20 protein-coding genes are annotated in these 22,085 nt (G+C 41.8%); 19 read left to right on the plus strand and 1 reads right to left on the minus strand.

Annotated elements, in window-relative coordinates; translation table 11 throughout:
* Positions 1-10: 10 nt before the first annotated feature.
* From fdx to Vgang_RS02990, 13 genes are all read left to right on the plus strand, one after another.
* Complete coding sequence (fdx, locus tag Vgang_RS02930) at positions 11-349, plus strand: ISC system 2Fe-2S type ferredoxin (RefSeq protein WP_105903363.1); 339 nt, start codon at positions 11-13, stop codon at positions 347-349.
* Positions 350-381: 32 nt separating this feature from the next.
* Positions 382-573: a Fe-S cluster assembly protein IscX gene (gene iscX / locus Vgang_RS02935; RefSeq protein ID WP_105903381.1), complete on the plus strand. Its 192-nt coding sequence runs from the start codon at positions 382-384 to the stop codon at positions 571-573.
* A 513-nt stretch (positions 574-1,086) separates the two neighbouring features.
* The gene (pepB, locus tag Vgang_RS02940) at positions 1,087-2,385 is read left to right on the plus strand and encodes an aminopeptidase PepB (RefSeq protein ID WP_105903364.1); all 1,299 of its coding nucleotides are present in this window, start codon (positions 1,087-1,089) and stop codon (positions 2,383-2,385) included.
* Positions 2,386-2,460: 75 nt separating this feature from the next.
* Entirely contained in the window at positions 2,461-2,889 is a 429-nt protein-coding gene (ndk, locus tag Vgang_RS02945) for a nucleoside-diphosphate kinase (protein WP_105903365.1), read from the plus strand.
* A gap of 165 nt (positions 2,890-3,054) precedes the next feature.
* Positions 3,055-4,173 (plus strand): bifunctional tRNA (adenosine(37)-C2)-methyltransferase TrmG/ribosomal RNA large subunit methyltransferase RlmN, encoded by a 1,119-nt coding sequence (locus Vgang_RS02950; protein ID WP_105903366.1) that lies wholly within the window; start codon positions 3,055-3,057, stop codon positions 4,171-4,173.
* 45 nt (positions 4,174-4,218) lie between these two features.
* Complete coding sequence (gene pilW / locus Vgang_RS02955; RefSeq protein ID WP_105903367.1) at positions 4,219-4,980, plus strand: type IV pilus biogenesis/stability protein PilW; 762 nt, start codon at positions 4,219-4,221, stop codon at positions 4,978-4,980.
* Entirely contained in the window at positions 4,970-5,938 is a 969-nt protein-coding gene (gene rodZ, locus Vgang_RS02960; RefSeq protein WP_105903368.1) for a cytoskeleton protein RodZ, read from the plus strand. Before pilW ends, rodZ begins: the two co-directional genes overlap by 11 nt.
* Positions 5,939-5,945: 7 nt before the next feature.
* Positions 5,946-7,067 (plus strand): flavodoxin-dependent (E)-4-hydroxy-3-methylbut-2-enyl-diphosphate synthase, encoded by a 1,122-nt coding sequence (gene ispG / locus Vgang_RS02965; RefSeq protein ID WP_105903369.1) that lies wholly within the window; start codon positions 5,946-5,948, stop codon positions 7,065-7,067.
* Between the two features lie 28 nt (positions 7,068-7,095).
* Positions 7,096-8,364 carry a histidine--tRNA ligase gene (hisS, locus tag Vgang_RS02970; protein WP_105903370.1) on the plus strand — a complete coding sequence of 423 codons (1,269 nt, stop codon included), beginning with the start codon at positions 7,096-7,098 and terminating at the stop codon, positions 8,362-8,364.
* Positions 8,365-8,388: 24 nt separating this feature from the next.
* A complete protein-coding gene (locus Vgang_RS02975) occupies positions 8,389-9,006 on the plus strand; it encodes a YfgM family protein (protein WP_105903371.1) in 618 nt (205 codons plus the stop codon).
* Between the two features lie 29 nt (positions 9,007-9,035).
* Positions 9,036-10,202 carry an outer membrane protein assembly factor BamB gene (gene bamB / locus Vgang_RS02980; RefSeq protein WP_105903372.1) on the plus strand — a complete coding sequence of 389 codons (1,167 nt, stop codon included), beginning with the start codon at positions 9,036-9,038 and terminating at the stop codon, positions 10,200-10,202.
* 235 nt (positions 10,203-10,437) lie between these two features.
* Complete coding sequence (der, locus tag Vgang_RS02985) at positions 10,438-11,934, plus strand: ribosome biogenesis GTPase Der (RefSeq protein ID WP_105903373.1); 1,497 nt, start codon at positions 10,438-10,440, stop codon at positions 11,932-11,934.
* Positions 11,935-12,289: 355 nt separating this feature from the next.
* Complete coding sequence (locus Vgang_RS02990; protein ID WP_105903374.1) at positions 12,290-12,532, plus strand: zinc ribbon domain-containing protein; 243 nt, start codon at positions 12,290-12,292, stop codon at positions 12,530-12,532.
* A 19-nt stretch (positions 12,533-12,551) separates the two neighbouring features.
* Here the strand turns inward: Vgang_RS02990 and xseA are convergent, their stop codons facing one another.
* Complete coding sequence (gene xseA / locus Vgang_RS02995; protein ID WP_406708291.1) at positions 12,552-13,901, minus strand: exodeoxyribonuclease VII large subunit; 1,350 nt, start codon at positions 13,899-13,901, stop codon at positions 12,552-12,554.
* Positions 13,902-14,237: 336 nt separating this feature from the next.
* Here xseA and guaB point away from each other — a divergent pair, with 336 nt between their 5' ends.
* The 6 genes from guaB to Vgang_RS03025 all read left to right on the plus strand — a co-directional run bounded on the left by guaB (position 14,238) and on the right by Vgang_RS03025 (position 22,085).
* A complete protein-coding gene (gene guaB / locus Vgang_RS03000; protein WP_105903376.1) occupies positions 14,238-15,701 on the plus strand; it encodes an IMP dehydrogenase in 1,464 nt (487 codons plus the stop codon).
* Between the two features lie 254 nt (positions 15,702-15,955).
* Positions 15,956-17,533: a glutamine-hydrolyzing GMP synthase gene (gene guaA, locus Vgang_RS03005; protein ID WP_105903377.1), complete on the plus strand. Its 1,578-nt coding sequence runs from the start codon at positions 15,956-15,958 to the stop codon at positions 17,531-17,533.
* Positions 17,534-17,840: 307 nt separating this feature from the next.
* Positions 17,841-19,046 carry a tyrosine-type recombinase/integrase gene (locus Vgang_RS03010; RefSeq protein WP_031430517.1) on the plus strand — a complete coding sequence of 402 codons (1,206 nt, stop codon included), beginning with the start codon at positions 17,841-17,843 and terminating at the stop codon, positions 19,044-19,046.
* Positions 19,047-19,193: 147 nt separating this feature from the next.
* Entirely contained in the window at positions 19,194-20,165 is a 972-nt protein-coding gene (locus tag Vgang_RS03015; protein WP_031430519.1) for an ABC-three component system protein, read from the plus strand.
* Complete coding sequence (locus Vgang_RS03020; protein ID WP_000926259.1) at positions 20,152-20,376, plus strand: ABC-three component system middle component 6; 225 nt, start codon at positions 20,152-20,154, stop codon at positions 20,374-20,376. The genes Vgang_RS03015 and Vgang_RS03020 overlap by 14 nt, the downstream gene beginning before the upstream one ends.
* A complete protein-coding gene (locus tag Vgang_RS03025; protein ID WP_031430523.1) occupies positions 20,367-22,085 on the plus strand; it encodes a DUF2326 domain-containing protein in 1,719 nt (572 codons plus the stop codon). Before Vgang_RS03020 ends, Vgang_RS03025 begins: the two co-directional genes overlap by 10 nt.

Here is a 22,085-nt window from a genome sequence, read left to right on the forward strand (position 1 = left end):
AGGATGGAATATGCCAAAAATTATTGTATTACCTCATGATGAATTATGCCCAGAAGGCGCAGTGCTTGAGGCTGAAAGCGGTGAATCAGTATTGGATGTGGCACTGAAAAATGGTATTGGAATCGAGCATGCTTGTGAAAAATCTTGTGCTTGTACGACTTGCCACGTGATCATTCGTGAAGGTTTTGATTCATTAGAAGAAAGCGAAGAACTAGAAGATGACATGTTGGATAAAGCATGGGGGCTTGAGCCAGAGTCTCGCTTAGGTTGCCAAGCAAGAGTGGCCGATGAAGATCTTGTGGTTGAAATTCCACGCTATACCATTAATTTGGCTTCGGAAAATCATTAATTTTTGTCATCAACAAGGAGCAGGTTATGGGCTTGAAATGGACCGATTCTCAGGATATTGCGATTGAATTAGCGGAAAAATTTCCTGATTTAGATCCGCAGACAGTGCGTTTTACTGATATGCACCAGTGGATTACTGAACTCGAAGATTTTGACGATGAACCCAATCGTTCTAATGAAAAGATTTTAGAAGCCATACTGCTGTGTTGGTTAGATGAAATCTAATGATTGCTTCAATACTTAAGCCTCTGCGGGGGCTTTTGTCTTATCTGGGTTGCGGCAAACAAGCACAAGTTCACAACTTCTTGAGAATGTCATGATACTTGTGACACAAGCCATTATGATATAGCTTAGTTTGTATACCCAAGTGACCTCAATATGCAGAATTCAGAGTTATCATCCAAGCTCTTAGGCAAGGAAGATTTATGCGGAATGTAAACACCTTTCAATTAAATCTAACGTAGTCTAAGGGCTTGGATGAAGCTCCCAAAGGGCAAGTTAAAACAAGCTTTATGCTGCGTTAAATTGAACAGAGATAGAATCACTATGATCATTTTCAATTTGCCTTGCCTAAAACTTGTTTTAATCTTGCTGAAACTCGCATCTTGAGGTTACTTGGGTATAAAAGGGTTTCATAGAAAGTTGATGTGAATTTTTTCTTCAGCTTTCTTTATCAAATAATGACAGCCTAAAGTGTTTGCAGGGTGACTATGCCCGACATTTAGGTAAGGAGTAATAATGTCAACATCAATGTCAGTGATCATTTCTCGTGAATCAGCCCCGTCTCAATGGGGAGAAAATGCACTGCTTTCTTTCTCAACCGATGGTGCGGTTGTGCACCTAAATCCTAAATCTATCGCTGTAGACTCGATTCAGCGCGCGGCGCGTAAATTAGACTCTCAAGGCATCAAATCGGCTCAACTAACAGGCGAAGGTTGGGATTTGGAATTGGTTTGGGCATTCATTCAGGGGTTCCGCTCCTCTAAACCTGGCAACACAGTGACTTGGCCACAATTAGAAGACGCTGAACAATCAGAACTTGAAGCGCGTATTCAGGTAACGGATTGGGTTCGTGACATCATCAATAAAAGTGCCGAAGAAGTGGCTCCGCGTCAATTGGCGACGATGGCCGGTGAGTTCATCAAATCCATCGCGCCTGAAGGCACTGTAAACTACAAAATTGTGAAAGATAAAGATCTGCTAACCGAAGGTTGGGAAGGCATTTATGCTGTCGGTCGCGGTTCAGATCGCACTTCAGCCATGCTACAGCTGGACTTTAACCCAACGGGTGATGACGATGCACCCGTGTATGCGTGCTTAGTGGGTAAAGGCATTACGTTTGATTCAGGTGGCTATAGTATCAAACCATCTGGCTTTATGGACTCAATGAAAGCGGATATGGGCGGTTCAGGTACGATCACCGGTGGCCTAGCGCTTGCGATTGCTCGTGGCCTTGATAAGCGCGTGAAATTGATTTTATGCTGCGCTGAAAACATGATTTCTGGCCGTGCTTTAAAGCTGGGTGACATTATTACTTATAAAAACGGTAAAACGGTTGAAGTCATGAACACCGATGCGGAAGGTCGCTTAGTATTGGCTGATGGCTTAATGTACGCCAGTGAGCACAAACCAAAACTGATCATTGATTGTGCGACCTTAACGGGGGCGGCAAAAAATGCGCTGGGTAATGATTATCACGCCTTATTGACGTTTGATAATAAACTTGCGCAAAAAGCATTGAAGAGTGCCGAACTAGAATCAGAAGGCTTATGGCAGTTACCTTTAGCGGAATTCCACCGTAATATGTTGCCATCTAACTTTGCTGATATGTCGAACATTTCTAGTGGTAGCTATACACCAGGTGCCAGTACCGCAGCCGCTTTCCTGTCTTACTTTGTTGAAGATTATAAAAAAGGTTGGTTGCACTTTGATTGTTCTGGCACATACCGTAAAACGCCGAGTGATAAATGGTCAGCTGGTGCGACTGGCATGGGCGTGAGAATGTTAGCGCGTATTCTGATTGAGCAAGCCAAATAATTACAAACCAATGAGTAAATTTAGGGAAGTGATGGCTTCCCTATAAACCATAACAAAAAGACCAAAGGATAGAATATGGCCTTACAAAGAACCTTCTCAATCATTAAGCCTGATGCGGTAAAGCGCAATTTGATCGGTGCGATTTATCAACGTATGGAACAAGCTGGATTGACCATTGTGGCAGCTAAAATGGTGCATTTGACTGAAGATCAAGCACGTGGATTTTATGCTGAGCATGAAGGAAAACCGTTCTTTGAACCGTTGAAAGAGTTCATGACTTCAGGGCCTATCATGGTTCAAGTTTTGGAAGGGGAAGAGGCGATTACTCGCTACCGTGAATTAATGGGCAAAACCAACCCAGAAGAAGCAGCCTGTGGCACACTGCGTGCGGATTACGCGTTAAGTATGCGTCATAACTCAGTACATGGTTCAGATAGCCCTGAATCTGCCGCTCGTGAAATTGAATTCTTTTTTCCAGAATCAGAGATCTTCCCACGCGCATAATGCAGCACAGGTGGATAAAACATCCAATTTCCCCCTGTACTCTATAATTAAGAGGCCCACGAGGTCTCTTTTTTTATTTGTGTGAATCTGTGACAAACCTTGTTGTCAGTGTACAAAGGCTGTACAATTCGCGCCCTTATTTATTGTTCCATTAGTGAGAAAACCATGACCATGACAAAAGTAAATCTGCTGGACTTCGACCGCAAAGGTCTGCGCCAGTTTTTTACCGAAGAACTGAACGAGAAAGCTTTCCGTGCTGATCAGATCATGAAATGGATCTACCATTTTGGCTGTGATGACTTCTCACAAATGAACAATATTAATAAAGCTCTGCGCGCCAAATTAGAAGCTCGTTGTGAAATTCGTGCTCCTTATGTCTCGGAAGCTCAACATTCAAGCGATGGCACCATCAAATGGGCAATGCGTGTTGGCGACCAAGATGTTGAGACGGTTTATATTCCTGATGAAGACCGTGCGACTTTATGTGTTTCATCTCAAGTAGGCTGTGCGTTGGAATGTAAATTCTGTTCAACCGCTCAACAAGGTTTTAACCGTAACCTAAAAGTGTCGGAAATCATTGGTCAAGTATGGCGTGCTGCTCGTGAAATCGGCTTAGAAAAAGAAACGGGCCGTCGTCCAATTACTAACGTCGTGATGATGGGTATGGGTGAACCTCTGCTCAATATGAAAAATTTGATCCCAGCGTTAGAAATCATGCTGGATGATCTTGGTTTTGGTTTGTCAAAGCGCCGTGTCACTGTGTCAACTTCAGGTGTCGTGTCAGGTTTAGATCAAATGACAGGCAATATTGATGTGGCGTTAGCGATTTCATTGCATGCACCAAACGATGAGCTGCGTAGCCAAATCATGCCAATCAATGACCGTTGGGATATTCAAGATTTCTTAGCGTCGGTTCGTCGTTATATTGCGTCTTCAAATGCGAACCGCGGTAAGGTGACAGTAGAGTATGTTCTACTGGATCACGTCAATGATGATATGGAACATGCTAGGCAGCTCGCAGAGTTGTTAAAAGATACCCCTGCAAAAATTAATTTAATTCCATTTAACCCTTATCCTGGGTCACCATATAAAAAACCGAGTAACTCGCGTATCGATCGTTTTATGAAAACATTGATGCAGTACGACTATACGGTCACGGTTCGTAAAACGCGTGGTGATGATATTGATGCGGCATGTGGACAGCTTGTCGGCGATGTGATTGACCGCACTAAACGTACAAAACAAAAGCAGCAAGGGGAACCAATTCCAGTAAAAGCTATCTGATAGTTGCAATGGCATTGGTTTCCGCATTTCAATAGGCGGTATCCAATGCACTTGATAAAAAAGTTAGTTTTTATTTTAGTAGTTAGTTTCTTAGTGGGTTGTGTTACAGTGACCGACAAGCCAAATACTGCTAAATTTGATAATATAAAAGCCTCTGAAGCCAGAATCTCCCTTGGGTTGGGATATATGGAAGAAGGTAATATGGTCAAAGCGCGTGAAAATCTTGAGATGGCGGTCAAATATGCACCATCTTATTACCGAGCTTTGAATTCCATAGCGTATTATTATCAACGAGTTGGTGAATACGATTTAGCTGAAGACGCCTACGAAGATGCATTGGATAGTTCTCCTAAAAATGGGGATGTCTTAAATAACTACGGTGCATTTTTATGTCGTCAAGGCGAGTATAAAAAAGCGGATGAATTTTTTAACCGCGCGATAGAGCAACCTTATTACTACTTAGTAGCAGCCAGTTATGAAAATGCGGGCTTATGTGCACTGAAAAGTGGTAATAACGAAAAAGCAGAAAACTATTTTTCTCGCGCTCTTGATCATGATCCAAGCAGAGCTCAGTCGTTATTACAGTTAGCTGAGTTAGAAATTGAAAAGGACGAATTTTCGAATGCTAGGGTCCGACTATTAAAGTTTAATCAGAGATATGGATACCGTCCTGTAAGTTTAGGCTTATTAATAAAACTAGAACATAAAGCCAATAATCCTGAACTTGTGTCTAAGTATGGCGACATACTGAAAACGAAATATCCATACTCTGTCCAATATCAGAAGTACAGACAGAATGAGTACTGAAAACAAAGAATTAGAGTCAACAGCAGAAGTTCACAACATTCTTCCAGGTGAGATGTTACGCAAGCGTCGGGAAGAACTGGGTTTAAGTCAGAAAGACATTTCTGAGAAGCTGCGTCTTAAAGTTTCAGTGATTGAAAGCATTGAAACCAACCAATTTGATAACCATCATGTAGCCACTTTTATTCGTGGCTATTTTCGATCTTACGCCAAGATGGTTGGCATCAAAGAAAAAGAGATTCTTGCCGCATTAGAGAAATCAGGACGTGGTCAGCAGAAAGAGCAGCCAATGCACAGTTTTTCTAAGAAAACAGAAAAGCAGCAACACGATAGCCGTATCATGGGGTTAACTTGGGGCATCTTAATTATTATTCTTGGAATATCTTCGGTTTGGTGGTGGCAAAATCATCAGCAAGATACCCTGTCGCCGTCTTCTTTTTCTCAATCATCGAGTGATGACGAATCAAATACCGATGATTTTCAATCTATTGATGCCACTGCGAATTCTGAAGTGAGTTCAGACGAAGCCTCAAGCTCAGATGAAGCCGTAGCAGAAGAGACTGCACCACAAGAAAATATGGATCTGACTTTAGAGCAAGATAGCTTAGCACCAGAGACAAGCAGCGAATCGGAACCAGCATCCTCAACGACTGAAGACGCAGTGGAAGCACCAGCGTCGAACGAGTCAACCGAAATCGCGCAGATCACGTCATCTGAACAAGCGAACAATGTATTAGCCATGCAGTTTAAGGAAGATTGCTGGATCCAAGTGAAAGATAGCAGCGGAGCTGTATTGGCGACTGGGTTGAAAAAAGCGGGCGAGTCATTGACTTTGACTGGAAAAACGCCTTATTCCATTATTTTAGGGGCGCCTCAAGGTGTTTCTATTACTTTAGCCGATGAACCTGTAGACCTTTCTAAGTATACTGCAGGTAAAGTGGCTCGAATGACATTACCGTAGAATTATTATGCAACACGAATCTCCTATTAAACGCCGTAAATCGACTCGTATCTATGTAGGCAATGTGCCTATTGGTGATGGTGCGCCAATTGCTGTTCAGTCTATGACCAACACGCGTACTACAGATATTGAAGCCACAGTGGCGCAAATCAAATCGCTTGAAAAAGTAGGCGCGGATATTGTTCGTGTATCTGTTCCCACTATGGATGCCGCAGAGGCATTCAAGGAAATCAAACAACAAGTGAATATTCCCCTCGTGGCTGATATTCACTTTGATTACCGTATCGCACTGAAAGTGGCTGAGTATGGTGTCGATTGTTTACGCATCAACCCTGGCAATATTGGTAACGAAAATCGAATTCGTTCCGTGGTCGATTGTGCGCGTGACAAAAACATCCCAATTCGCATTGGCGTGAATGGTGGCTCTTTAGAAAAAGACATCCAACAAAAATATGGCGAACCAACGGCTGCGGCTTTGGTGGAATCAGCCATGCGTCACGTTGATATTTTAGACCGTTTGAATTTCGAACAATTCAAAGTCAGCGTAAAAGCTTCGGATGTATTTTTAGCGGTAGACTCGTACCGTTTACTTGCACAAAAAATTGATCAACCTTTGCACTTAGGCATCACCGAAGCGGGTGGCGCACGAGCTGGAGCCGTAAAATCTGCGGTAGGCTTAGGCATGCTGTTAGCCGAAGGTATCGGTGACACGCTGCGTATTTCTCTTGCCGCTAATCCAGTAGAAGAGATCAAAGTCGGTTTCGATATTTTAAAATCACTGCGTATCCGCTCTCGCGGGATTAACTTTATTGCTTGTCCAACGTGTTCTCGTCAAGAATTTGACGTTATTGGTACAGTGAATGCGCTAGAAGAGCGTTTAGAAGACATCATTACCCCAATGGACGTTTCGATTATTGGCTGCGTAGTGAATGGCCCTGGTGAAGCTGAAGTGTCCCATATGGGGATTGCTGGCGGAAACAAGAAAAGTGCCTTCTATGAAGATGGTAAACGCCAAAAAGAACGTTTTGATAATGAGCAAGTTATCGACCAACTGGAAGCAAAAATTCGCGCGAAAGCCGCTATGTTAGATAGCAAAAATCGTATTGATATCAGCCATATTGATAAATAATTCATTCCCAATTTCAACGGTATAGACTGTGAGTAAAACTATTCAAGCAATTCGAGGCATGAACGATTGCCTACCGACACAATCTCCACTTTGGCATAAAGTTGAAGACGCGGTAAAACGCGTGGTTCGTTCTTATGGTTACAGTGAAATTCGCATGCCGATTGTGGAGATGACGAATTTATTCAAGCGCGCTATCGGTGAAGTGACCGATGTGGTTGAAAAAGAAATGTACACCTTTGAAGATCGTAATGGTGACAGCCTAACGCTACGTCCAGAAGGGACAGCTGGCTGTGTTCGTGCAGGGATTGAAAATGGCCTGATCTACAACCAAGAACAACGTTTATGGTATGTCGGTCCCATGTTTCGTCATGAACGCCCACAAAAAGGCCGTTACCGCCAATTTCACCAAGTAGGCGTGGAAGTGTTTGGTCTTCAAGGCCCTGATGTTGATGCTGAACTGATTATGATGACCGCGCGTTTATGGCGTGAACTCGGCATCGATAAGCACGTACGCTTAGAGTTGAATTCAATCGGTTCACTGGAAGCGCGTCAAAATTACCGTGCAGTACTGATCGAATTTTTAGAACAGCATATGGATGTACTTGATGAAGATGCAAAACGTCGTATGTACACCAATCCATTGCGCGTATTGGATACTAAGAATCCAGAAATTCAAGCTATCTTAGGCGATGCGCCACAATTGGCGGATTATCTTGATGAGGATTCTAAAGCGCACTTTGCTGGTCTTTGTGAATTATTAGATGCGGCAGGTATTGAATATACCGTTAATCAGCGTCTTGTTCGTGGTTTGGATTATTACAACAAAACGGTTTTTGAATGGATCACTGAAAGCCTAGGCTCTCAAGGTACCGTTTGTGGTGGTGGTCGCTACGATGGCTTGGTTGAGCAATTAGGTGGTAAACCTGCTCCAGCCGTAGGTTTTGCTATGGGATTAGAGCGTTTAGTGTTAATGCTTGAAACTTTAGAGCTGAATGATGTTCGAAATGCTGTGGATGTGTATTTAGTCACAGCGGGTGAAGGCACTTTAATTAATGGTATGAAGCTTGCCGAGCAATTACGTGAATCCGTCTCAGGTTTACGTTTAATGACACACTTCGGTGGCGGCAATTTCAAGAAGCAGTTCAAACGTGCTGATAAAGTCGGTGCTGCTATCGCCTTAGTATTAGGTGAAAATGAAGTAGCAGAGCAAACTGTGGTGGTGAAAGATTTAGCTGGTGGTGAGCAACAAACGATGGCTCAAACCGATGTCGCCGCATATTTAGCAAATAAGATTTAAGTCGATTTATTAAGAGGACAGGACGTGAGTATCTACGACGCTGATGAAGAACAACAAGTAGAAGCAATTAAAGATTGGTGGCGTGACAACGGTAAAGCCGTGGTGATTGGTATCGTCATGGGTATTGGTGGTATTTTTGGATGGCACACTTACCAAGATTCGGTTGCCAGCGCTCAAGAAGAGGCTTCACATGGCTATACCGAAGTGATTTCTAATCTTGAAGCAAAAGGTATTGATGCTGCTAGTTCAGCGCAAGCCTTTATTGATAGTAATGACAAAACGTCTTATGCCGTACTAACCGCTTTGCAACTGGCTCAAGTACAAATTGATGCGAATAAACTGGATGATGCATTAGCACAATTAAAGTGGGCTCAATCCCATAGCAGTGATGAGACATTAACACCAATGTTCGCATATCGTACAGCGCGAGTATTGGCAGAGAAAGCACAATATGACGAGGCTATCAAAGCGATTTCTGATGTGAAATCTGATGCGTGGAAAGCTCGTAATCAAGAGTTAATCGGTGATATTTACCTGCTTAAAGGTGATAAAGACGCAGCGAAATCTGCTTACACCCAAGCCCAGCAAGATGGTTCTAATAGCCAAGTCTTGCAACTAAAACTTGATGATCTTGCAAAGTAGATAGTGTTGCAAAGTAAAGGAAGTCTTGCATGAAAAAAATGTTCAACCGCACACTGGCTATTTCAGCAATCGCACTTGGTTTGCTTGGCTGTTCTAGTGAAGAAGACACCATTGTGATGGCACCATTGCCTGTCGTTGATAGTCAATTCACACCGAAAGTAGAATGGACCGCTTCAGTTGGTGATGGGGTTGGACATTATTTTTCAAAACTTTCTCCTGTCTATGCTTATGACAAAGTTTTTGTGGCAAGCCGTGATGGGGAAGTGAAAGCCTTAGATCCTGACACCGGGGATACCCTGTGGGAAGTCGACCTTGAACAAGATGGACCGGCCCGATTATCTGGTGGCCTGACGGCTTCTTACGATAAATTATTTATTGGTGATGAAAATGGTCAAGCATTTGCGTTATCGGTGGATGACGGTTCGATCATTTGGCAGAAAAAAGTCGATGGTGAAATTCTCTCTAAGCCTCTCGCCGATGAAAGTTTGATTATGCTACATACCAGCAAAGGGACTTTGGTGGCATTACAACAAGACTCTGGTGAGCAGGTTTGGGATATCAGTAATGAAGTTCCGAACTTAACCTTGCGTGGGGACAGTTCTCCTGTGTCTATTTCAGGTGGGGTATTCTGGGGAATGGCCAATGGTCGATTGGCCGCCGCTTTGATTCAACGTGGCCAGCTTCTATGGCAACAGCCGATTGGTAGCCCAAAAGGTTCAACAGAAATCGACCGTTTAGTTGATGTGGATGCTACCCCATTGATTATTGGCCCGAACTTGTACGCCGTTGGGATTAACGGTCAGTTGGTAGCCATTGATTTACGTTCTGGTTCACCAATGTGGAAACGTACTTATTCATCCGCGACGGATTTGGCAAGCGATGGTAGCCATATTTTTGTGGTAACAGATAAAGATCACATTGCTGCTGTAGACGTACGTAGTGGTACTCAGCTTTGGAGCAATGATTCGCTCGAATATCGCCAATTAACGTCACCGGTTATTATTGAGCAATATTTAGTCGTTGCTGATGGTGAAGGTTATTTGCACTGGATCGATCGTTCGAGCGGCAAATTTGTTGCTCAGCAATTGATTGACGATGAGGGGATTGCGGTCGCTCCGATTGAAGTTGAAGACGGTTTTGTCGTGGTAACCCGTGACGGCGAAATAAAGAAAATGCAGATCCCTGAAGGATCGTGATACAATTCGCGCCCTGATTTTTTCAGTGTAGAAGTGAATAGCTCCTATCCATACCTGTGAATAGGAGCTTTTGTTATTCTGCTGCGGTTATTTTGATTGGTCAAAAACCTATCATTTGAATATAAAGCGCCGCAGAAGACGTATAATGATAACAACAGATAGTGTATGAGTAGTTATAGGTAAGTTCAATTTACCTATAACTGCTTGAAGTTATTTAGATTTGATTGAGGTAGATATGATTCCTGTAGTGGCTCTTGTTGGACGCCCAAACGTGGGTAAATCGACGTTATTTAACCGTCTAACCCGCACTCGCGATGCACTTGTGGCTGACTTTCCTGGCTTAACGCGCGATCGTAAATATGGCCAAGCTAAACTGGGCGAACATGAATTCATCGTGATCGACACCGGTGGTATCGATGGCACCGAAGAAGGTGTAGAAACCAAAATGGCTGAGCAATCACTCGCTGCGATTGAAGAAGCGGATGTGGTGCTATTTATGGTGGATGGTCGTGCAGGTTTGACCGTGTCTGATGAAGCGATTGCCAAGCACCTGCGTATGCGCGATAAACCAAGCATGCTGGTGGTAAACAAAGTCGATGGTATTGATGCGGATGCTGCGAGCGCTGAATTCTGGCAACTTGGTATGGATAAGATCTACCAAATTGCCGCAGCACATGGCCGTGGTGTCGCCGCATTGATTGACCGCGCTTTAAATCCGTTTGCAGAACAAATGGAAAAAGAAGCGGCCGCTGAAATTGAAGATCTCACTGAATTTGAAGATCAGGAAGAAGAAAAACTCGATTACACCGAAGAAGAAGCGGAACAAGAGTTTAAGCGTCTGCAAGATCAGCCAATTAAACTAGCCATTATCGGTCGTCCTAATGTAGGTAAATCAACGCTCACTAACCGTATTTTAGGTGAAGAGCGGGTCGTGGTTTACGATATGCCAGGCACGACTCGTGATTCTATTTATATTCCAATGAAGCGTGATGAGCGTGAATACGTCTTGATTGATACCGCAGGTGTTCGTCGCCGTAAACGTGTTAATGAAGTGGTAGAGAAATTCTCTGTCATCAAAACGTTGAAAGCCATTGAAGATGCTAACGTGGTACTTCTGGTTATTGATGCGCGTGAAAATATTTCTGATCAAGACCTAAGTTTACTTGGCTTTGCTTTGAATGCCGGACGTTCTATTGTGATCGCGGTGAATAAGTGGGATGGTCTAGATACAGACGTGAAAGAGCGCGTTAAGAAAGAACTTGACCGTCGTTTAGGTTTTGTTGATTTTGCACGTATTCACTTCATTTCTGCGCTACATGGCACAGGCGTTGGTCATTTATTTGAATCGGTACAAGAAGCGTACAAATCAGCCACTACTCGTGTGGGGACTTCTGTTCTAACTCGTATCATGAAGATGGCACAAGATGATCACCAACCGCCATTGATTCGTGGTCGCCGTGTGAAGATGAAATATGCGCATGCTGGTGGTTATAACCCACCAATCATTGTGGTGCATGGTAACCAAGTGAAAGAGTTGCCAGATTCTTACAAGCGTTATTTGATGAACTACTTCCGCCGTTCATTGGAAATCATGGGCACGCCAATTCGTATCCAGTTCCAAAACAGTGAAAACCCGTTTGATAATCAAGCACCAACGAAAAAATCGGGTTACTCGGAAGAACAAAAACGTAAGAAAATGATGAGCTTAATTAAGCGTGGCCGTAAAAAGTAATACGCTTGCAGCCAACTTGATAATGCCACTCTATACTGGAGTGGCATTTTTGTATGTTTCAGAAGAATGAGGCGCTACACCTCGCTCAACAGACACTTCCTCTGTTGCTGTCTGATCTTTTGGTTTTATAGCCTAAAATGGCCATTTTAAAATATTGAAAATATCGGATCATGAGATTTAAGATCGTTATTTTAGTTTTTTATGCTCTTTAAAATTGAAATGCAGAACATGTAACTTATGCTTTCGGTATATGGTGATATAAATATTCTTAATGGGGTAGATCGCTGATCACGAGGTAGAAAGCATAAGATCAGATAAAGATCGTATTAATACTCTTAACCATGAAAGGTGTGATATGGGAAATGAAATCTGTCCTGGTTGCCACAGTGAATTAGAGTGGCAGCAAAAAAATGCAGAAGGTAAAGAACAATACCAATGCCGTGAGTGTGCGAGTGCTTTCACACGTTTAGTCACTTGTCCTGATTGCCAAGCACAACTTGAGCAAATTCAGGCCTGTGGCTCAATCAGCTATTTTTGCCCAAGTTGTAATGAGCTGAAGTCGAAAACCAGAGTGCAAAGCCAATTTGTGGCGGTTTAAGTTAAATCTTCTTTAAGTGTTATACAACTGTCGATTTTATCTCACCATCGATTAAGCGGGTAACAATGGTATCGCCCGTTTTGACTTGGTTTGATGTTGTGAGCACTTTGCCCTGTTGATCGCAAGTGATCGAATAGCCTCGCTTCAAGGTCGACAGTGGGCTAACCGTATCGAGCTTTTCAGCTTGCAGAGCCAGTTTGTATCTGTGATCACGCAAAGTTTGTTGAATCGCTTGAATCAATCGAGCTTTGTTATTACTTAAGCGATATTGGCTGCGTTCAATCGTTTTATTCGGTGAATGAAAACTGAGTGATTGCTGGCTGCGATGCAATTGAACTTGCAACAGTTGTAATTTACTCGAAATAGAGCGTGACAGGCGCGCTTGCAGTTCGTCTAAGCGCTGGCTTTGCTTGTTAAGTTGATAACGTGGGTGCTGCTTTTCAAGCGCAAATTGCAGTCGGTTCAAAGTGTTTTTTTGCTGGTGGTTATAATGACGCCACGCATTGAGCAAATCACGTTGCTTAGCAATAATGGTTTGAGCTTTATGGCTGTTATCTCGACTGACTAATTCTGCGGCCGCGGATGGAGTAGGGGCGCGCACATCAGCAACAAAGTCAGCAATGGTGACATCAATTTCATGACCCACTGCGCTGACGATAGGGATCTGGCTTGCCGCAATGGTTCTGGCCACAATCTCATGGTTAAAACACCACAAATCTTCTAATGAGCCACCACCTCGACCCACAATCAAAATGTCACATTCATTACGGCTGTTTGCCCGTCCAATGGCTTGCGCTATTTTAAACGCGGCTTCTTCACCTTGAACCATGGTCGGGTAGACCACAATCGGCAAACTCGGATCACGACGTTTCAGTACATCCAAAATATCGTACAGTGCCGCGCCTGTTTTAGACGTTATGATGCCAATGCGTTTTGGGTTTTCTGGTAACGGTTTCTTTAGATGTTGAGCAAACAAACCTTCGCCCGCCAGTTTCATTTTTAGTTCATCGAACATTTGTTGTAAGCGGCCATCCCCCTCTGGCTGCATACTTTCGATGATCAATTGGTAATCACCACGCGGTTCATACAAAGATAAACGTGCTTTCACTAACACTTGGTTACCGTTCATTGGTTTAAAGCTAACACGACGATTGTTACCCTTAAACATCGCACATTTCACTTGAGCGCGCGCATCTTTTAAAGAAAAGTACCAGTGACCGGAAACCGGTGCGGAGAAGTTGGATAATTCCCCCACTAACCACACAATGCCCATTTCATTTTCCAGCAACATGCGTACTTCGGCATTGAGGCGGGAAACCGTAAAAATGTTGCTGTTAGCATTTGTGGATATTGGCATGGTCAATCTCATCGTTTGAAAACATTTAACCGGGTAAGGTTACCATGTTTATTATGTTTAAACTGTGAAAACCGATTGTTTAACCTTAGAAAGAATAAGATTTGAGCAATGATTCTAGCCGTAATTCAGACAGTTGAGTTGAAATTTGTTTGATTCACTAAATTTTCATAAAGAAAGAGAGAAAAACGGCTAGTCAAACGATTGCGTGAGGCGTATAATCCCGCTGCAATATCAAATCCCAAATTCATTTTGTTATGCGAAACGATGAAGTGAATTTATCGCGGACGGTTTGATTTCCAAACTTAATGCGGGGTTTATTCTTCTAACACTCTTATGTGAGATATTGCAATGTTACGAATCGCTAAAGAAGCTTTAACGTTTGATGACGTACTGCTCGTCCCAGCACACTCCACTGTTCTTCCAAATACAGCTGATCTTCGCACTCAGTTGACCAAAAAGATCACACTTAATGTACCAATGATCTCTGCCGCTATGGATACGGTAACCGAAGCGCGTCTTGCGATTGCGCTTGCCCAGGAAGGGGGAATCGGCTTTATTCATAAGAATATGTCGATTGAGCAACAAGCTGAAGAAGTTCGCCTAGTAAAAATTTATGAAGCGGGCGTAGTAAGCAACCCAGTAACGGTTCGCCCTACCGATAGCATTGCTGATGTTAAAGCCTTGACTCAAAAACACGGTTTTGCCGGTTTCCCTGTCGTCACTGAAAGTAATGAACTCGTGGGTATCATTACTGGCCGTGATGTTCGATTTGTGACCGACTTAAGCAAAACGGTTGAGCAAGTGATGACACCAAAAGAGCGTCTAGCTTCGGTTAAAGAAGGGGCTTCAATGAGTGAAGTTCAACAATGCATGCAAGAGCATCGTGTTGAAAAAGTCCTTGTTGTTAACGACGCATTCCAGCTTTCTGGCATGATCACAGCAAAAGATTTCCAAAAAGCAGAACGTAAACCAAACGCTTGTAAAGATGAGCGTGGTCGCCTACGTGTTGGTGCCGCTGTTGGTGCTGGCGCAGGCAACGAAGAGCGAGTTAAAGCCCTCGTTGAAGCGGGTGTTGACGTTCTACTTATCGATTCATCTCACGGCCACTCTCAAGGCGTATTGGATCGCATTAAAGAAACCCGCGCTAAATACCCTGATCTACAAATTATCGGTGGTAATGTGGCGACTGCAGCGGGTGCGCGCGCGTTAATTGAAGCGGGTGTGGATGCGGTTAAAGTGGGTATCGGCCCTGGTTCTATTTGTACCACTCGTATCGTAACGGGTGTCGGTGTTCCTCAAATTACGGCGATTTCAGAAGCAGCCAGCGCGGCGGCTGAGTTTGGCATTCCAGTTATCGCTGATGGCGGTATCCGTTTCTCAGGCGATATCTGTAAAGCAATCGCGGCTGGCGCATCTTGTGTGATGGTTGGCTCAATGTTTGCAGGTACAGAAGAAGCGCCGGGTGAAGTGATCTTGTATCAAGGTCGTTCTTACAAAGCGTACCGTGGCATGGGCTCTTTGGGCGCAATGTCTCAAGGTTCATCAGATCGTTACTTCCAGTCAGATAACGCTGCGGATAAACTGGTTCCAGAAGGTATCGAAGGTCGTATCGCTTATAAAGGTCGCCTAAAAGAAATCATCCACCAGCAAATGGGTGGTTTGCGTTCAAGCATGGGCTTAACCGGCAGTGCAACGATTGAAGATATGCGTACTAAAGCCGAATTTGTCCGTATTTCTGGCGCAGGCATGCAAGAATCGCATGTACATGACGTGCAGATTACTAAAGAGGCACCGAATTACCGCTTAGGTTAAAATTTTTATTTTTTACTGGTTATTAAGTTCAATAGCTGTGTCGAATGTGCTCATTGACTCTCGTCAACTCCGCGCATTCACCTTGTTCTTGAACTTAATTCCGGCGTGATAAATTAAAAATTTGCATAGTAAAAGAATTTATAAAGGTGTGAGCTGTTGAGTGTTGAGCTAGAAATGCAAAGGTATGCTTTTCGAAACTCGAAACTCGAAACTCACACCATTTTCAACCTTGAAATGATTATTAGAGAAAACGAATGACGACCAATATTCATGCTCAGCGTATTTTAATTTTAGACTTTGGCTCTCAATACACTCAATTGATTGCTCGCCGTATCCGCGAAATCGGTGTGTACTGTGAACTATGGAGCTGGGATGTGGATGAAGCGGATATCCGTGAGTTCAATCCAAACGGTATTATTCTTTCTGGTGGCCCTGAGAGCGTAACGGAAGCCGGCTCTCCTCGTGCACCTGAATATGTCTTTAACGCTGGCGTACCTGTATTTGGTATTTGTTACGGCATGCAAACCATGTCTGAGCAATTGGGCGGTAAAGTCGCGGGTTCAAACGAGCGTGAATTTGGCTACGCGCAAGTAAAAATGGTTGAAGAGTGTGAGCTATTCAAAAACATTGAAGATGCGATTGCTGAAGACGGCAAACCATTGCTTGATGTTTGGATGAGCCACGGTGACAAAGTGGTTGAGATTCCTTCTACATTTACCAAAGTTGCTCAAACTGATACATGCCCATACGCGGCAATGGCGAATGAAGAACAACGTTTTTACGGTGTACAATTCCACCCAGAAGTAACTCATACTCGCCAAGGTCTACGTATGCTTGAGAACTTTGTTCTGAACATCTGTGGCTGTGAAAAATTATGGACCCCATCTTCTATCATCGAAGACGCAGTGGCTCGCATTAAAGAGCAAGTGGGCGATGACGAAGTGATCCTAGGTCTATCTGGCGGTGTGGATTCATCGGTAGTGGCAATGCTTATCCACCGCGCGATTGGCGACAAACTGACTTGTGTATTTGTTGATAACGGCTTACTACGTTTGAACGAAGCAGAGCAAGTGATGGAAATGTTTGGTGATCACTTTGGACTAAACATTGTTCACGTTGATGCTGAAAACCGTTTCCTAGATGCATTAGGCGGTGAAGCTGAGCCAGAAGCCAAACGTAAGATCATTGGCCGCGTTTTCGTTGAAATCTTTGATGAAGAATCGAAGAAATTATCAAACGCGAAATGGTTGGCACAAGGTACAATCTACCCAGATGTGATTGAGTCAGCGGCATCGAAAACCGGTAAAGCTCACGTGATCAAATCTCACCATAACGTAGGCGGCTTGCCAGACGATATGGCAATGGGCTTGGTTGAGCCTCTACGTGAATTGTTTAAAGACGAAGTGCGTAAAATTGGTTTGGAGCTAGGTTTGCCATACAACATGCTTTACCGTCACCCATTCCCAGGTCCTGGCCTAGGCGTACGTGTTCTGGGTGAAGTGAAGAAAGAATACTGTGACTTACTGCGCCGCGCTGATGCGATCTTCATTGAAGAGCTACATGCTGCGGATCTTTACCACAAAGTATCGCAAGCATTTACTGTATTCCTACCAGTACGTTCAGTTGGCGTAATGGGCGATGGCCGTAAATACGATTGGGTTGTATCGCTACGTGCGGTAGAAACCATCGACTTTATGACTGCGCATTGGGCACACCTACCTTACGACTTCCTAGGTAAAGTCTCGAACCGCATCATCAACGAAATCGATGGCATTTCACGTGTGGTATACGATATTTCTGGTAAGCCACCAGCAACGATTGAGTGGGAATAATGCTCCTTTAAGAAAGGTCTGGCATTAACAGGCACCAAATCATACTTAAGTCCGCGTAATTGCGGACTTTTTTTGCTTTTGGCTTAGTCATTTTTGGCAATGTCTGGCAACGCCAAGCACGGTTTGACCGTGGTATTTTGATGGGTATGATTCATCGGTAATGCCATGGATTACGCCCGATACCATGCTGAGTGTTTTTGATGGGACATGGTATTAAATTTACATATCTATCTGTTTTATAAATATTAATCTCTATTTTTTTAGAGGTTTTTCAGCATGGTATCAAACAAGAATAAAAGGTCGAAACATGCTGACTGATACCAAGCTACGCAATCTCAAACCCAAAGATAAACTTTACAAAGTCAATGACCGTGATGGCCTCTATGTTGCTGTCACTACCGCAGGCTCTATCTCTTTTCGCTACAACTACTCGATCAATGGCAGACAAGAAACTATTACCTTTGGTCGTTACGGAGTAGGAGGCATCACGTTAGCTGAAGCGCGTGAGCGTCTCAATGAAGCGAAGCGAATGGTTACTGATGGAAAGTCACCGGCCAAAGAGAAAGCACGTGCTAAGGCGAGAACGAAAGATGCTGAAACCTTTGGTGCCTGGGCTCAGAAATGGCTGCGTGGCTATCAGATGGCCGAATCTACCCGGGATATGCGTCGCTCAGTCTATGCACGAGAGTTAGAGGGCAAATTTGGCAATCAGAAGCTGACCGAAATCACCCATGAAGATCTGCGAGCACTGACTGATGCGATAGTAGAGCGTGGCGCGCCCGCAACGGCTGTACACACGCGTGATATTGTACTCCAGGTGTATCGGTGGGCAATTGAGAGAGGGCAGAAAGTTGAGAACCCGGCAGATTTGGTGAGGCCTGCAAGTATCGCTCGGTTTGAGCCAAGAGACCGAACATTAACACCTGCTGAGATCGGTTTGATGTACCGCTATATGGAAAAGGTAGGAACCACGCCTTCGATTCGTGCTGCGGTAAAGTTGCTTTTGCTGACTATGGTACGTAAAAGCGAGTTAACCAATGCAACTTGGAGTGAAATTAACTTTAGCGAAGCGTTGTGGACAATCCCTAAAGAAAGGATGAAACGACGTAACCCGCATCTGGTGTTTTTGTCACGCCAGGTGATGGATATTTTGATCGCCTTGAAGACATTTGCCGGTGGATCTGATTACATTCTTCCTTCCCGTTATGACTCAGATGCCCCAATGAGTAGTGCAACGATGAATCGAGTATTGGCATTGACGTATAAAGCTGCTCAGAAAGATGGTCAGTCCTTAAGTAAGTTTGGACCGCATGACCTACGTAGAACAGCGAGTACACTGCTGCATGAAGCTGGATACAACACGGATTGGATAGAAAAATGCCTGGCGCACGAACAGAAAGGGGTGAGGGCAGTTTACAACAAAGCTGAATATCGAGAGCAACGTGCATCAATGCTACAGGACTGGGCAGATATGATTGATGAGTGGACAATGAAAACATATTTATCTCATTGATTTGTATGTCACTTACTCTTTGCTAAGATGAGTTACTTTGCCGTATAAATTCAAGGTGAAAACTGTTATATTGAGTACTAAGTTTTTATAACTTAACCATTGTTTAAACGCATATGTTCTTAAAACAGACTTCGGCTAGAAAAATAAATGAATAGAACAGCATATTATAACTATATTGATGAAAAAATTCATACCTTAGCTTACAGAATCGAAACCAACGGTAAGCTAAATATGTTGCATTTGCATATGCACTCAGAAAGCTTCTACTTACATCTTTTGAATTTATTATACGGTTATGAACTTGAAAACCTCAATAAGGTTTTACAGAATGTTGAAGCTATTGACTTAATTGATCATAAAAACAAAATAATTATCCAAGTGTCTTCTACTTGCACAAAAAACAAAGTCGAGTCTGCTTTAGAAAAAGAAATAATAAAAAATTACTTAAGTTATAAATTTAAGTTTATTTCAATATCAAAAGATGCGTCAAATTTAAGGAAGAGTAAATTTAAAAATCCACATGGAATTTCTTTTTCACCATCACGAGATATTATTGATATAACATCAATATTGAATGAGATTTTACAAAAAGATATAGCTGGACAAATGTCTGTTTATAGTTTCATTAAAGGTGAGTTAGGCAATGGTGTTGATGTTGCGAAGTTAGACTCTAATCTTGCTATTATTATAAATATTCTAGCAAAAGAAAATTGGCATGGTAATGTGGGTGAGTCTACTGTCAAACAGTTTGAAATAGAAAGAAAAATATCTCATAATGAATTAGATAGCGCTAAAGATTTGATAGAAGAATATAGCCTGTTCCATGGGAGAGTTGATTCTAAATATTCTGTTTTTGATAGTCAAGGTAGTAACAAAAGTAGTTCTGTTTTGGCGACAATTAAGAGAGAGTATATTAAGTCTAAGAAAGGAGCTTCTGATTCAGATGAAATATTCTTTAATGTCATTGAAGTGCTAAAGAATAAAGTTATTGAAAGTGCTAATTACAGTGAGATTCCTATAGATGAACTTGAGTTATGTATAGATATACTAGTTGTAGATGCATTTGTTAGATGTAAAATAATGGATAACCCGGAAGGATATAGTTATGCTGCTTCCTGATAATATTCATCCAGATAATAGTGTTTATTACAACGGAGCTATTGTTCTTAAAATTCTTCAAGAATATAAGAAAGTAGAGTTATTAGAGCTTTATGAAAAAGTAAGAGAAGTAAAAACTATATCATTTCCATTGTTTATATTATGTCTAGATTGGTTATATTTGATTGATGTGGCGGTTTTAAACTCGGGTGACGTTGAATTATGTTTATAAAAAAAATTATTATAGCCACTCCATCTCATATTATTCGTGAGATACCTTTCCATAAGGGGTTAAATCTTGTTGTTGATGAGAGTGATGGTCAGGTAACTGGTAATAGTGTCGGAAAAACTACCGTATTGAAGTTGATTGATTTTTGTCTTGGAGCCAAGCCAAAAATCATATATGAAGACCCTGAGAATAAAAAAGAGATCTATTCACTAGTCAAAGGCTACCTAGTGGATAATAATGTATCAATATTTCTCTATTTATCAGAAAATTTAGACGATGAGAACTCAAGAACAGTTGTTATAGAAAGGAATTTTCTCGCTAGAAGTAAAATTATAAGAAAAATAGATGGGATTAAATATACCGAGAGCGAATTTGAAGATAAACTCACGGAAATATTTTTTCCTAGCCAAGTTGGGAAAAAACCAACATTTCGTCAAATTATATCACATAATATTCGCTATAGTGATCTCAGTGTATCTAATACATTAAAAACACTCGATAATTATACTAGTGATGCAGAATATGAAACTTTATATCTGTATTTATTAGGGTGTGATTTTTCTCAGGGAAGCTCTAAACAGAAGATTCTTCAAGATATACATCAAGAAAATGTGTTTAAAAATCGATTGGAAAAAGTACAAACAAAATCAGCGTACGAAGCTGCGCTTGCTATTGTTGAGACTGAAATTGATGAGTTAGATAGAAAAAAATCTTCATTAAACATTAACGAGAACTTTGAAAGAGATCTTAATAAACTAAACAAAGTTAGATATGAAATTAACCGCGTAAGTAATGATTTGGGTAACCTTAATTTAAGGAAAGATTTAATAGAAGAAACAAAATCAGAGTTATCTTCTACTGCTTCTTATATTGATTTATCTCAATTGGAATCAATCTATAATCAAGCTTCTAATAATTTAGGTAAATTAAATAAGACTTTCGGTGAGTTAGTAAGTTACCATAATAAAATGGTGAATGAACGAATTTCTTATATTACAAAAGAACTTCCAATAATAGAAAGTAAAATAAAGTCAAAAAATCATGAATTAAATAATTTTTTGAAAGTGGAAAAAGATTTAGCAGAACTGGTGTCGAAAAGTTCCTCCTTTGAGGATCTTGAAGTGCTAATATCGAAACTTAATGATAAGTATCGTGATAAAGGCGAGTTTGAAAGTATTATAAGTCAATTGATAGAGGTTGAAGAAAATATACAAAATTATGAGTCACAATTAAGTGATATAGATAATGAATTGTTTTCTGATGAATTTGAGGCAGTGGTTAAACAGCAGGTTAACAGATTTAATAAGCATTTTTCAGCCACGTCCCAGAATCTCTATGGTGAAAAGTACGCTTTAAAATATGATAAAATAATAAATAAAAAAGGTCAGAGATTATACAAGTTCTCTGCGTTTAATACTAATTTTAGCTCAGGAAAAAAACAGGGTGAAATTTCTTGTTTTGACATTGCTTATACTCTTTTTGCAGATGAAGAAAATATACCGTGTATGCATTTTTTATTAAATGATAAAAAAGAGCTAATGCATGATAATCAACTAGTAAAAATAGCTGATTTAGTTGATAAAAATAACGTTCAATTTGTTGCGTCAATTTTGAAAGATAAATTGCCAGATTCTCTAAATAATGAAGATTATTTTGTGGTTAAACTATCTGAGAGTGATAAATTATTTAGAATTGAGTATTTAGAAGATTAA

This window comes from Vibrio gangliei (assembly GCF_026001925.1).
GTDB lineage: Bacteria > Pseudomonadota > Gammaproteobacteria > Enterobacterales > Vibrionaceae > Vibrio > Vibrio gangliei.